The sequence below is a fragment of the Arthrospira sp. PCC 8006 genome, assembly GCF_046480465.1.
Lineage (GTDB): Bacteria > Cyanobacteriota > Cyanobacteriia > Cyanobacteriales > Microcoleaceae > Limnospira > Limnospira platensis.
The window spans coordinates 1-13365 of sequence record NZ_PKGG01000148.1 but is presented as its reverse complement, the minus strand read 5'-3'; the positions used below and the strand labels follow the sequence as shown (position 1 = coordinate 13365).

13 protein-coding genes, 1 pseudogene and 1 riboswitch are annotated in these 13365 nt (G+C 47.4%); of the genes and pseudogenes, 7 read left to right on the top strand and 7 right to left on the bottom strand.

Annotated elements, in window-relative coordinates; translation table 11 throughout:
- Window positions 1-126 precede the first annotated feature (126 nt).
- Window positions 127-1311 carry a tetratricopeptide repeat protein gene (locus B9T16_RS18835; RefSeq protein WP_410245471.1) on the bottom strand — a complete coding sequence of 395 codons (1185 nt, stop codon included), beginning with the start codon at window positions 1309-1311 and terminating at the stop codon, window positions 127-129.
- A gap of 444 nt (window positions 1312-1755) precedes the next feature.
- On the opposite strand from B9T16_RS18835, the gene B9T16_RS18830 reads away from it, so the two are divergent.
- Window positions 1756-2367 (top strand): L-threonylcarbamoyladenylate synthase, encoded by a 612-nt coding sequence (locus B9T16_RS18830; RefSeq protein ID WP_410245470.1) that lies wholly within the window; start codon window positions 1756-1758, stop codon window positions 2365-2367.
- A gap of 18 nt (window positions 2368-2385) precedes the next feature.
- Entirely contained in the window at window positions 2386-3363 is a 978-nt protein-coding gene (locus B9T16_RS18825; protein ID WP_410245469.1) for a sensor histidine kinase, read from the top strand.
- A 33-nt stretch (window positions 3364-3396) separates the two neighbouring features.
- Here the strand turns inward: B9T16_RS18825 and B9T16_RS18820 are convergent, their stop codons facing one another.
- Both B9T16_RS18820 and B9T16_RS18815 read right to left on the bottom strand, forming a co-directional pair.
- Window positions 3397-4281, bottom strand: a complete 885-nt coding sequence (locus B9T16_RS18820; RefSeq protein ID WP_410245468.1) for a 4-hydroxybenzoate solanesyltransferase — start codon at window positions 4279-4281, stop codon at window positions 3397-3399.
- 28 nt (window positions 4282-4309) lie between these two features.
- A complete protein-coding gene (locus B9T16_RS18815) occupies window positions 4310-4492 on the bottom strand; it encodes a hypothetical protein (RefSeq protein WP_410245467.1) in 183 nt (60 codons plus the stop codon).
- A gap of 197 nt (window positions 4493-4689) precedes the next feature.
- Here B9T16_RS18815 and B9T16_RS18810 point away from each other — a divergent pair, with 197 nt between their 5' ends.
- Window positions 4690-5802: a tetratricopeptide repeat protein gene (locus tag B9T16_RS18810; protein WP_006618993.1), complete on the top strand. Its 1113-nt coding sequence runs from the start codon at window positions 4690-4692 to the stop codon at window positions 5800-5802.
- Window positions 5803-5965: 163 nt separating this feature from the next.
- Complete coding sequence (locus B9T16_RS18805) at window positions 5966-6592, top strand: L,D-transpeptidase (protein WP_006618994.1); 627 nt, start codon at window positions 5966-5968, stop codon at window positions 6590-6592.
- 114 nt (window positions 6593-6706) lie between these two features.
- On the opposite strand, the gene B9T16_RS18800 is transcribed toward B9T16_RS18805, so the two are convergent.
- Window positions 6707-6826: a photosystem II protein Y gene (locus B9T16_RS18800; protein ID WP_006618995.1), complete on the bottom strand. Its 120-nt coding sequence runs from the start codon at window positions 6824-6826 to the stop codon at window positions 6707-6709.
- A 485-nt stretch (window positions 6827-7311) separates the two neighbouring features.
- Here B9T16_RS18800 and rbfA point away from each other — a divergent pair, with 485 nt between their 5' ends.
- The 3 genes from rbfA (at window position 7312) to B9T16_RS18785 (ending at window position 9964) form a co-directional block, all read left to right on the top strand.
- Window positions 7312-7725 carry a 30S ribosome-binding factor RbfA gene (gene rbfA / locus B9T16_RS18795; protein ID WP_006618996.1) on the top strand — a complete coding sequence of 138 codons (414 nt, stop codon included), beginning with the start codon at window positions 7312-7314 and terminating at the stop codon, window positions 7723-7725.
- A gap of 25 nt (window positions 7726-7750) precedes the next feature.
- Entirely contained in the window at window positions 7751-9334 is a 1584-nt protein-coding gene (locus B9T16_RS18790; protein ID WP_410245466.1) for a glycoside hydrolase family 3 protein, read from the top strand.
- Window positions 9335-9739: 405 nt separating this feature from the next.
- Window positions 9740-9964 (top strand): DUF4327 family protein, encoded by a 225-nt coding sequence (locus B9T16_RS18785; protein ID WP_006618998.1) that lies wholly within the window; start codon window positions 9740-9742, stop codon window positions 9962-9964.
- Window positions 9965-10271: 307 nt separating this feature from the next.
- Here the strand turns inward: B9T16_RS18785 and thiC are convergent, their stop codons facing one another.
- The 3 genes and pseudogenes from thiC to B9T16_RS18770 form a co-directional block, all read right to left on the bottom strand.
- A complete protein-coding gene (gene thiC, locus B9T16_RS18780; RefSeq protein ID WP_006618999.1) occupies window positions 10272-11660 on the bottom strand; it encodes a phosphomethylpyrimidine synthase in 1389 nt (462 codons plus the stop codon).
- A 9-nt stretch (window positions 11661-11669) separates the two neighbouring features.
- Window positions 11670-11766: riboswitch (TPP riboswitch) on the bottom strand.
- Between the two features lie 132 nt (window positions 11767-11898).
- Window positions 11899-12246, bottom strand: a complete 348-nt coding sequence (locus B9T16_RS18775) for an Hsp20/alpha crystallin family protein (RefSeq protein WP_410245465.1) — start codon at window positions 12244-12246, stop codon at window positions 11899-11901.
- Window positions 12247-12496: 250 nt separating this feature from the next.
- Window positions 12497-13365, bottom strand: a pseudogene (locus B9T16_RS18770) (hypothetical protein); the annotation flags it as partial.

Below are 13365 nucleotides of genomic sequence, written 5' to 3'. Positions count from 1 at the left end.
CCAGCGAAACGCTATATATATTATTTAGAGGTTGGCGACGCTACCAATAAACGGGGTCTCTATCACTAAGAAAAGCCGGTTTCTGCAACTCCCCGCGCGACCAAATTCCACGGTTTTAAGGTGTGATTATCGGCGGCGATAACGACTCCGGGAACGAGACCGACTCCCGGAACTAGACGGACTCCGGGTAACTCTGGAAGGGCTGATAGAGCTTGCTTTGACGCGCCTTTGGCGATAAATAATAATTGTATCGGGTTCTTCTGGCTCGATTTCTTCTGACTCGATTTCTTCTGCGACTACTTCCAAGGTGGCGCGGATATCTCTGGCGAGATTAAAGGCTAATTGGCGGATGGCTGGTTCTTCGCTATCCTTAAACAATTCGGCGGCTTTGGTGAAGTCATCGGCTGCGTTTTTGGGGTTGCTGAGTTCATAATGAATTAACCCCCGATCTAAATAGGCATTGGCTCGATTAGGATCTAGGGCGATCGCCTTATTGTAATCGTTCAAAGCCTCTTCAAACTTGCCTAAGTTTAGGTATTCTTCCCCGCGAAAATAGTAGGGATCAGGACTTGACGAATTAACCCGAATTGCGATAGTATAATTAGAAAGGGCTGACTGGTGGCTGTCCATGGCGGCGTAAGCAAAACCTCGATTTAGGTAGGCTTCCATCAAAGCTGGATTGAGTTCGATCGCCTGACTGAGGTTGACGATCGCTTCTCTATAATCCCCTGATTGGATTAGCACCATGCCGCGATTGTTCAATTCCACAGCCTGGCGCGATCTGGTCACATATTGGCTCACCACCGCCAGATTTTGCCGATATCCTGTCAATTTCTCCTGGGCTTCCCCAAAGCTGGAGGTAGCCTGTGGGATGCTTTCCAGTTGGGCGATCGTCTGCTGCCATTTTCTTTGCGCCTCTTCCCAAACCGGAGGGGGGTGGGGAGGGTTCTGCACGAGTTGGGAGGTGGACATGGCTCGCGTGATGGCTTCCTGGTAATTTTGGCGGGCTTTTTTTTCGGGTTCTAGCTTTTGTTGGACTACCTGCAACTGGGAACGTAGAGAAGTCAATTCTTCCAACTCGGACTGTCTGGGAAATGTGGGGGCATTTTCTAGGCGTGCGATCGCCGCTTGTAGATAGTCGTAAGCAGCAGAAAGACTATCGTAGCCGGACAGGGTTTCAACCGCCCCCGCCGAGTCTGCCAACAGTCGGGCTTCTGCGATCGCCTCGCGCTGTTGTAATTCCACCCAGACAACTGCACCCCCCAGCAGTGCAATGGCGATCGATACACCCAAAACAGTTCGGTTTGCCATGATATTGCTCCAACCTATATGTCAATCCTACCATATCGGTGGTAGGTTGTAGGGTGCGTCAGACCCCCGACATTTTGGCAAAAATCGACGATATTAAAACCTGACGCACCGCCACCATATATTAATCCGATGATATAAGTTGTAGGGTGCGTCAGACCCCCGACATTTTGGCAAAAATCGACGATATTAAAACCTGACGCACCGCCACCATTAATAATGAAAATATATGATTAATTATTCCCAGGATATATCATATATTTGGTGCGTCAGTTCCGGTGATTTTCGGGGAAATTCTGATGAACTGCTCTGACGCTACGAATAGATATATGGGCTGTGTTTTTGGTGCGTCAGTTTCGGTGATTTCCTGATATAATTAACTGGTATGACTAACCCTAAGAATGCGCCATTTACTGGCCGCCCGTCAACTCATTACCAGACTATGCTATGGCTAAAGTTTCCCAAGAAGAACTAATTAAAGCAGCGATCGCAGGGGTTGCCGTGATCACCTTTCCCACAGATACAGTACCCGCCTTAGCAGCCCGTCCAGACAAGGCTGAGGCAATTTTTCAGATCAAACAACGCCCCCCCGATAAACCATTAATTTTGATGGGGGCGACAGCAGAGAGTTTATGGCAGTTTGTAGATAGCCAAACCTGGGAATTAGAATGCTGGCAGCAAATCGCCCGCCAGTATTGGCCAGGAGCCTTAACCCTAGTCCTACCAGCCTCTTCAGCAGTGCCGCCAGCAGTTAATCCCACCGATCCAACCACCATTGGCTTACGGGTTCCTAAGTGTGAAATTGCCCTAGAAATCCTCAAACGTACTGGGCCACTGGCTACCACTAGCGCTAATCTTTCGGGACAACCACCCCTATTAACCACGGCTGATATAGATAGGCAGTTTCCAGAAGTTCTGACCTTAAAGGACGCTCCCCCAGAGTCAGGGTCTGCCATTCCCTCAACAGTAGTGCGGTGGACAAAAAACGGAGATTGGGAAATACTGAGGAGGGGTGGGGTAGAGTTGATCAGCCCCTTGCCCAAATCCAGATTTAAATAGGATATATCAACCAAACTCATGGGCTGGAATGAATTTATCTATTTGGGTGCAGGGCTGGGACTGGGTTGGTGGCTAGGTCAGCGACGACTTCCAGGGGGGGCGATGAAATTCATCACCCCAAAACTCCCTTTGGCGAAAACTTCCCGATCGCCATCACCGGAGTCGGAAACCTCAGAAATTAATGATTTTAGTGATCCGCAGGTGGCAGCTTTAGCCACCAAATTGCAGGAGGCGCGATTGGCTTATCATTTAGCGGTAGAAATCAGCCAGTTTAAGGCCGGTTTTTTAGCCCGTACTTCCCACGAGTTGCGATCGCCCCTAAATAGCATCATCGGCTTTTTACAGTTAATCCTTGCCGATCTATGTGAAAATCCAGAAGAGGAACGGGATTTTATCCAACAAGCCCATGATGCCACCCTCCGCATGGTAGGGTTAATGGACGAGGTGATTATGGTCGCTAAAACCGAACATGGTAGGGAACAGATGAACCTGCAACCGCTGAAACTGGCTGAGATTTTGGCGGAGGTGGAACAACTGACCCACTTACAAGCAGCTAACCACAACATCCGCCTGTCAATTATTCCCCCCGAGGCGCAAGTGTATGTAATTGGCGATCGCCCTCGGCTCAAGCAAGTTTTACTGAGTTTAGTCGATGGTGCGATCGCCGGGAGTGAGTCGGGGAAAGTGCAAGTTTCCACCCATGTCTCCCCAGAGTCTGGCTATGTTCACATTTGGATTGATGACCAACGCCCCATCAGCGCCTGGGGTGAGTCCTGGGATTTGCTGGAGTCTACCCTAAAATCTCCCGCCAGCATCAGCACCAACATTGACCCCAATCATATAGCCTTTTCGCCGGGGATGCGTCTATTAATCAATCAGACCCTACTAGGGTTGATGAATGGGCGCTTAGAGGTGGTAGCAGTCCCCCCGAGTCCAGAAAACAGCAATTTCACCCGCACTCAATGTTCCCTTCCCCTGGGTTCTCCTGATTTTTAGCAGTTATCACCATCTGCGATCGCCCGCTGAGACTCAACCAATAAGGGTTCCCCCCACCATACCAGCCAGCAAAATCCAACCGATGATCACATTATCACGGAACATTTGGCCGTAAGTCTCCCGAGAAATCTCTGGTTTTCGCAGTTCCCAATACTGACGCGCCCATAGAATCACCACTATAGCTAAAGCCAGCCAAGAAACCGGATGAAGGTGCATTTGTAAATCTACACCCAACATCAAAGCCGCTGTCCCCAGGAAAAATAAACCCACCGCATTTGGTGCAAAGTCCCCAAAAAATAGGGCGCTGGAGTTGATACCCAAGCGGCGATCGTCTTCGCGATCGCTCATAGCATAAACCGTATCAAACCCCAAAGTCCATAATACCGTCGCCCCCCATAGTAAACCCGTAGGGGCTTCTAGGCTACCATTAGCAGCACTCCAGCTAATTAAAACCGCAAATCCCCAGGCGATCGACAAAACCAATTGAGGGACTGGAAACACCCGTTTAGCTAAGGGATAGCAGATAATCACCGGAACCGCCGCCACAGACAACCAGAAACTGAGGGGATTAAGATATAGCGCCAACCCGAAAGCACAAGCAAACGCCACCAACGCCACCACAACACCAGTTTTAATGGTGAGGGCGCGACTCGCCAAGGGACGGTTACGGGTTCTTTCCACTTCCGGGTCAATGTTTCTATCCCATAAATCATTGACCACACAGCCAGCCGCACTGGTGGCTAGGCTACCAAAGACAATCACCAAAATCAGAGTTAAAGGCGGGGTTCCCCCTGTCGCCAAAACGATCGCCCATAGGGCTGGAATCATTAAGATTAACCGTCCGGCTGGCTTATCCCACCGCAGCAGACGGACAACACTGATCCAGGTAGGTTGTGGTTGATTCGCTTCTGTCACCATTATTATTTAAACCGCTCCAAAGCCAATTTTAATTAACATCGGGTAAATATTCCCTATCAAATATAATTGAAGCCTTGAAGGTTGTCTCCGCGTTGCTACAGTTGGGAGTATTGACCCGGAACTTGATGCGATCGCCTTTTGAGGTATGTTGAGTATTTGTTCCGGATTTCTCCATGTTCCAGTGCTTTATTTGTTCAGGCGGCTTGCTCACTGACTTTCGTTGTTTTCCGCCCTTTAGCTGACTTCATTCTGGCGGGGTGCGCGGATCTTCAAAGTCAATTCACAATTATTCTTGCATATTGGGCTACTGATGCTATAAAAAAAAAGACTCGCTCTCGTTTTTTCCCTAACTGGGGGTAAAGTGGGGTCGGTCTAATCGCTTATTCATACTCACACTGATAATAAACCGTGTTCAAGACAACTAAACTACTGGTTAGCAATGTTTTACTGGCGATCGCTGCCACTGTGTTTGTAGTTCCTGCCGTGGCACAACCTCCCCAGATTTTAGCTCAAGCCACCTCCCAGGCGAACATCAATGAACTTAATGACCTGCTCCAAAAGGGGCGAGATCTCGTTAATAGTGGCAATATGGATGAAGCCCTCAATGTTTACCTTCAAGCCGTCCAGCTAGAGAGCAGTGATGCTAAAATCTATTCGGCTCTCGCCTATGTACAGGCCTTACGGGGAGACTTTGAGGCGGCCGCTAAATTTTATCGGGATGCTATTACCCTAGATCCTCAAAATGCCGATTTTTACTACGGTTTGGGTTATACCCTAGCCCGGTTGCAAGACTACCCAGCAGCAGCACAAGCCTATCGGCGCGCTACCCAATTACAGAGAGATAACATTAATGCTCACCTGGGGTTAGCAGCCAGTTTATTTAGACAGCAAGACTATAGGGGAGCCATTGAAGCCTATCAAACCGCCCTGGCTTTGGAACCTAATAACTGGGAAGCTAACGCATCTCTGGGAATGGCTTGGTTAAGACAAGGAAATGCTTCCCAATCTCTACAATTTCTACAACAGGCGATGGAGTTGGCTCCTAATCAGCCTAATATTTATCTGAAACTGGGTATAGCTTATTTGGAACAAGGCGATCGCACCGCCGCCCTCGATGCTTTTCAAGAGGCGGCGCGACTGTCTCCTTTTAATGGTGAAATTCAGTTCCAAATTGGGGAAATATTCCGCCTTCAAGAGAATTTTGAGGGTGCGATGCAAGCCTATCAACAAGCCTTAGCTATGGAACCGGATCTAGTGGCAGCTAATATGGCGATCGGTGAAATTCAGCTAAGATTAAGAGACTATATTGGTGCGATCGTCAGTTTCCGACGCGCCGCCGATCGCTTTGCTGACCAACCATCAGTTCACTATTATTTAGGTCTAGCCCTGAAAGAACGCGGAGGTCGAGAACCCCAGGCGATCGCCTCCTTTAGAAAAGCCCGCGAACTCTATGAGAAACAAGGCGATCATGAAGGTGTCAGACAAGCCGAAGCCGCCTTGAGAGAACTGGAAGCTAATTAACTGGAATTCCCAACCCAGGTAGGAGCCTAAGCGTCCCTACCTGTTGTATATGGTTGACTAATTCTGAGCTAATTAGTTATGATCATCCCATGGGATCGGAACCGAACAATGATTGCCACGGTCAAATGTAATAATTAGTTTGAGTTTTTGGTGAGGAAGCATCATGGGTAAACTGAATAATCTTCAACAGCTATCCGAAAAAGTAGCACTAGCCAGCCTAGGAATTGGGATGTTGCTAGTGGGAGGACAACAGCCTTTAATGGCATCAAGTCCAACTGCTGAACAAACCCTTTCTGCTAGTGCTTCAGCACCGCGTATTTATCCTTACCAAAGTATTTTGAATCCTGATGTACCTCCCCTCGATGACCCTTCCCAATTTTTACCCATCGGAGAACAACAAGCACCAGTCAAAGTAGTTCTCCGTTTGGGAGAACGTCGGGTTTATGTATATCGAGGTGAGAGTCAAATAGCAAGCTATCCCGTAGCCGTAGGAAAACCCGGTTGGGAGACTCCCACCGGAACTTTCCAAGTTACTGAAAAAGTCGAAAATCCTCAGTGGGAAAATCCCTGGACTGGAGAAGTGCGCCCCGCCGGACCCAATAGCGCCCTAGGTTTGCGCTGGATTGGATTTTGGCATGATGGCAAGGATGCGATAGGATTTCATGGAACCCCGACAGTCAACTCCATTGGACAGGCGGCTTCTCATGGTTGCGTTCGTATGCGGAATGAGGATATAGTGGCGCTATTTGAAAAGGTGGAAATGGGGACTGTGGTTATGGTGCTTCCCTAGGCTAGTTTCGGGATCTTCCCTAGTTCCGGCGGCGGGTTGCTACTCCAAACTCTTACCGACCGCCCCCCAGGGGGAAGTCGGTAAGAGTTAGGATCAACAATGGAACTGTGGGATTTATTTTTTCATAAAGGCTTGGGCTTGACTGATCGCCGCACTACCGATTTTAAACAAAGCCCAGCCTCCAGCAACGATCAACGGTAACAAAACCACAACAATGCGAAGATCCAAATCCATTTGCTCTCCTCCTGAATTTTTAAAGAAATCTTTATATTCCTATTTGTACCGCATTTTTGCCAATGCCTCAAGGGGTTAGCCAGTAATTATCATTTTAGTCAAAACCTGTTCCAGTCCACAAAGCCCTGTTTGACATCCTCAGATCTCTGTTGGCACACTGGCACGGTGAAGGCCACCTGACTCTCTCATTCCTCAGAACTTGAGCATACTTTGAACAAAAATAGCGACTCACTCGGTCCACCTCGCTCGCAGGTTGGAAGGTTTAGAGTTAGACGTTCCACCCGATCGCAGTTGAATTTCGATAATCAGAATGGCTCAAACGATCGCCTTCTCCGTCGCAATTGATAGAACTGATGTAAACTTAGATTTAGGCATAATTTCAGAATCAGACCACCAGGAGTTGATCCCAGAGGAGACTAATGCCTCGAAAATTGCCTGATTCTGTCGATGTGCATAATTGATCTATGCTTGAGGGGGTAATGGTCATGGCTACAGATCGTCGCGTTTCCCGCGTGGCTTCACTGATTAAACGGGAGGTTAGCCAAGTATTGCTCTACGACATCAAAGACGATCGCGTGGGAACTGGAATGGTCAGTATTACCGAAGTTGAAGTGTCCGGGGATTTGCAACACGCTAAAATTTTTGTGAGTATCTATGGGACAGAAGAAGCGCGCCGCTCAACTATGGAAGGGTTGCGATCGGCAACTGGCTATATTCGTTCCCATTTAGGAAAGCATATCCGTTTACGACGCACTCCAGAAGTGGTGTTTCTCGAAGATCGTTCCCTTGAACGTGGGGATAAAATTATTGACCTGTTAAATCAGATTTCTCACGAACACCAAAACTCGGATACAGCCGAGGATAATGCTCAGGGGGATTACCCGGAAGCACAACAGTAACTCACGCAAAGGTAATTCATAATCAATGAGTGTACTCTCGTCACAGGTGGCTCAAATGGTGGTGGTGCGTGCTAGTGGTCATCTGTTTGACCACCAAATTCGCTATCCGGCTTGGGAACCGGGGCGCGATCGCCTCCAATACTGGTTACAGGAATTAGGGGTCGGTGGAGTCATTTTTGTTGATGGTAGCGCGGCGGAAATGGCTGCTAGAACTAAATTGCTTCAGTCCTGGGCGAAAGTTCCCCTATTTTTGGCTGCGGATATTGAGGAGGGAGTAGGACAGCGTTTTGCTGGGGCGACTTGGTTTCCACCACCAATGGCTTTGGGGTCTATAGCTAATCATAACCTCAGTCTGGCTGAAGATTATGCGGAAAAAATGGGCGCTATTACAGCCTCGGAAGCTCTGGCTATAGGCTTAAATTGGGTTCTGGGTCCGGTGGTGGATGTTAATAATAATCCTGATAATCCGGTGATTAATGTACGCTCTTTTGGGGATAATCCAGAAACGGTTAGTAATTTGGCTACGGCTTTTATCCGGGGCTGTCAAAAATACCCCGTGCTGACTACGGCGAAGCATTTTCCGGGTCATGGAGATACGGCGCTAGATTCCCATATTGAGTTACCAATGTTACCTCATTCGGCCGCTCGGTTGGCGAAGGTCGAGTTAACGCCTTTTCAAAGGGCGATCGCTGCTGGGGTTGATAGTGTGATGAGCGCTCACTTATTGATTCCGGCTTGGGATCAGCAACTACCAGCTACCTTATCCCCGAAAATTTTGACCGAAAAATTGCGACAGGAATTGTGTTTTGAGGGGTTGATTGTTACTGATGCTTTGGTCATGGGGGCGATCGCCCGTGGTTACAGTTTGGCGAGTAGCTCCGTATTGGCAGTAAAGGCGGGGGCTGATATTCTATTAATGCCTGAAGATCCCGAAATCACTATTAAGGCCGTATGTCAGGCGGTCGAAAATGGTGAGATTTCCCCCGAAAGGATTGCTGCTTCTTGCGATCGCATCAATAAAGCCAAGGAGAAAATTGCTACCCGTCAGGTTTCTGAGCTAAATTTGGATTCTTTATCGACTCCTGAAGCTAAGAAAACTGTAAGTTTGATTTTGCAACAGTCCCAGGTTAGGGGTGGGTTAGATATTCAGCCCCATAAGCTGCCATCAAACAATCTACAACTCCAAGAGTGGCGGAATTTGGTGATTGTCGATGATTTGCTTTGGTGTCGGTTTCTGGGACATCATACTCCGGCGATCGCTTATCCCGCTAAATTGGGCTGTAAATTACAACTTATCGATCGCAATAGTGGGACCTTGGCGACAGCGGAAACCGGATTTTCTCCCACTTTGCTACAGTTATTTATTCGTGGTAATCCTTTTGGCTGGAGTGCTGGATTAACTGAAATAGCCAGGGTTTGGTTTAAAAAATTGTTAAAAACTGGGGAACTCAAGGCACTGGCGATTTATGGTAGTCCCTATACACTTGAAGAGTTTTTGCCGGAAATTCCCCATGATTTGCCTTATGTCTTTTCATACGGCCAGATTCCCACCGCACAGGCGATCGCCTTAGAAAGTCTACTGGGAAGTATAGATATAGATAAGGCTTAGATTGGTCCTGCGTCAACTACAGCACATTATCAAAAATCTGTGCCATACTGGAACCGGACAAGCTCAATCAATGGTTTTCCCTAATTCCATAGACAATTATTTATGAGATGTGGGATTTTAGACCAATCAGCGCACTGGTTGTCCTGTGGGTTATGGTCTCCGTAACCCACTAGCCAGTATCATCTCCTGAGTCAGACAAGTTGCTGATTTAATCAACTTAATAGCCAATACCCCCCTGAGTGCCCCAAATCCGGGAGATTAGTGGTTTTGATTATATTTATCAAAATTTCAATGTAAATTGTATTCACTTATACTGAAAAAAAACCCTTCCCTAAATCGAGATTTTAGATTATATTGATACCAATGCCAAAAATAATCAGGCAAGCAACCCCATGAGGGCGAAATATGACTTACACCACCGTTCAATACTCACTTGACGTCATTAAAGACGAAGTACGCAATCTCCTGCATAAAGGTATGATCAGCCGCCAGCAGCCGATCTATACATTGTGCCAGTACATTCCTGCTAGGGAGTGGGCTTGCATAGAATACGAACTTGAGGCGTTTAACTTCCTCCTGCGTGACCGCATAGGCGATCTGGTTGGTTGTGAAAAGTGGGACAACGACTAAGGTTTAACCTAGCCGTAGGGTATAATTTGAGAAATTTCCATAGCAGTCTGACTTTTGACTGAGAGTTTTGGCTTCGAGCCTGGCCCTATTAGGGCGACTTTAAAGAAACCAGTTTTTATAACCATTGGGTGGTTTGACCGCAATCCCAAACCACCTATTTGGCAACCAATTTAATATAAAATCCGGTTGATCAGCATAAATCAACCCGGACCGCCAATATAATCCCAAGGCGGAACAGGCTGATTTACCCTAACCTTTACCTAATCTTTAGTAGAGACAATTCAAGGCTTGTCTCTACTATCAGTGACTAGCGGGCTACAGCAGCAATTTTCTTAGCATCTTCTAAGGCCAGGAATTTCTCCAACTCTGTTAATGCTTCCGCGTCTACTTTGGTTTGCATGGGGCAGAACTTCGGACCGCACATAGAGCAAAACTCAGCAGTTTTGTAGATATCCGCCGGGAGAGTTTCGTCGTGATACTCGCGGGCGCGTTCAGGGTCTAGGGATAATTCAAACTGCTTGTTCCAGTCGAAATTATAACGGGCTGCGGACAATTCATCATCGCGATCGCGTGCCCCTGGGCGATGGCGGGCGATATCTGCTGCATGGGCAGCAATTTTATAGGCAATCAACCCATTACGGACATCCTCAGCATCAGGGAGTCCTAAATGTTCTTTAGGTGTCACATAACAGAGCATAGCAGTTCCATACCATCCCGCCATAGCCGCACCAATAGCAGAAGTAATATGGTCGTAACCGGGTGCAATATCTGTCACCAAAGGACCCAACACATAGAAAGGTGCTTCGGAACACTCTTCCATTTGTTTTTTAACGTTAAACTCAATTTGATCCATCGGCACATGACCAGGACCTTCTACCATCACCTGCACATCATGTTCCCAGGCGCGGCGAGTCAACTGTCCCAAGGTTTTCAATTCCGCCAGTTGTGCTTCGTCGGATGCGTCATGGGTACAACCGGGGCGGAGGGAGTCCCCTAAACTGAAGGAGACATCATATTTTTTGAAGATTTCGATAATGTCATCAAAATGAGTATAGAGGGGATTTTGCTTATGGTGATGCAGCATCCACCGGGCAATAATACCACCCCCACGAGAGACAATTCCGGTAATCCGGTTACGGACTAAGGGCAGGTATTCAATCAGAATGCCAGCATGGATAGTCATATAATCGACTCCCTGCTGGGCGTGTTTCTCAATGATATGCAGAAAGTCGTCTGCGGTGAGTTTCTCAATGCTACCGTGAACGCTTTCTAAGGCTTGATAAATGGGTACTGTACCAATAGGAACCGGGGAAGCGTTAATAACAGCGGTGCGAATAGCATCGAGGTTTCCTCCACCTGTAGACAAGTCCATAACCGTGTCTGCGCCATATTTAACGGCTAATTTCAGCTTGTCTACTTCTTCAGTGAGGCTGGAAGAGTTGGGGGATGCGCCGATATTGGCGTTGACTTTACATTTAGAGGCAATGCCAATACACATTGGCTCTAGGTTGGTATGATTGATATTAGCGGGAATAATCATCCGACCCCGTGCAACTTCGTCGCGAATTAAATCAGGGCTTAGGTTTTCACGGGTGGCGACGTAGTGCATTTCCTCGGTGATGATTCCCTGGCGGGCATAGTGCATTTGAGATACATTAGCCTGTCCACGTCGGTTGGCAACCCATTGAGATCGCATAAGTATTTCCTCTGTTAGTTACAGCTTCCCTACGCCGGTACTAGCCGGACTCAGGTTCCAAGGGTGTCTCTCAGCCTGGACTTCGCAGGCACCCCTAGCTTGATCAATCTTTAGTTGATGATGGTAGCACTTATGTTGAAATTTTATCTAGGGTCTGTTAACAATTGTTTATGTATTTTTGTGTAGAGTGCGTCAGATGTGGCTATGGTCTGAGGCACTCTAGGGGACTTGTAACGGACTAGAGGATTTTGGTTAGGGTGAGGTTGAGAATGCCATTGGTGTAGTCTACTTGAACTGGCTCGCGGGAGACGGTTTGAGGAAGGGCGATGAGTTGACGAAAGGGAACTTGGGAATTATGAAGGGTTCCCGAAATGATGGCAGCTTCTCCGGTGATTAAAATGTCTAAATCATCTTGACATATATCGGGAATCGTCATGTTGATAATCAGGTGGTTGGGGCTGTCTTTGATGGCTATAATGGGTTGGAAATTACTGCCCCCATTGATGAGTTCATCGCCATAAACTTGTTCTATATTACGGCTAATTTCGGCAGATTTTTTAAATGTGTGTGAGAAGTCGATGACCATGGTTAAAACTCCTAAAACGCGGTTTTATATCTTAAAAAAAACGGATTTTTTGAGGTTGACAATGATTGTTAAAAACGAGGATTTGAGATAAATCTGGGGTTTTCAAGGGTTTTTATCAACCGGATTGAACGGCTGGCTGTTAAACACAAAGCAAATCGGCCTCTGGAGACAGTCACCAGTTGCTATAAGAATCAAAATTGATTCTGCTAACAATTCCTAAGCCGATAATGGGTGTTCAGATTAACTGAATTTATGATGACGATTCATCCATGGGAAGAGTTGGTGCTGATGTGGGACTCACGGTGCGCCCAACGATCGCTTTATGACTTTCCCGTGAAGAAAGCATTTCAACGGCGATCGCTTCTACCTGTATCTCTAAGCTGCCATAGATGATGTCGAGGTCAACCGTTGCTTCAATTTTATCGAAGCCGTTGGGTGAGAACTCGGTGATCCAGCGCGGTCCATCTACAATATTGCGGGACTGCCGATCATATATCCATATTTTGACATATATGCGGGGTAAGTTGTCGGGGATTTGTACCCGAACTTTCAAAGACTTTCCAACGGTAGGATTAGCAGTCAGGATATCTAAAATGGGGACGGGAATTTCTTGGTCTGAGGGTATCACAGATGGCGTTTCGGTAATACTCCCTCCTCTACCAGTAGCAGAAGCCCTCCCCATACCTGCAAATGACCTATTAGAGGCGGATTCAGTAGTCAAGTCCTTGCCTTGTACCCCAGAACCAGACCGGGATTGAGGGAAGACAGTGGGAGGTTCGAGGGATTCATAATCTACCACAATTTCCTCGGCTTCCAATTCTGTTACCAAGGGGCTCAATTCATAATTAGGATTAGGTGATGGGGTCTGAGCCTCCCCTAAAACTAATGGTTCTTTTGGTGGGGAAACGGCTGTGTCATTAGAAGCTGAGGAAGATGCTTGTTTCATCCAGTGTGACAGATCTCGATCTTTGGCTAGGGAACTTAATCTACTCAAAAATCGCTCTTCCAAATTGAGATGAGGTAAAGCCTTTTTCGCCCCGGAAGTGGGTGGGGAAGTATTGGTAATGGTCGCATCTGAGGACTCGGCTGATGAGTCGATGGGGGTTTCGGGTTGGTCTG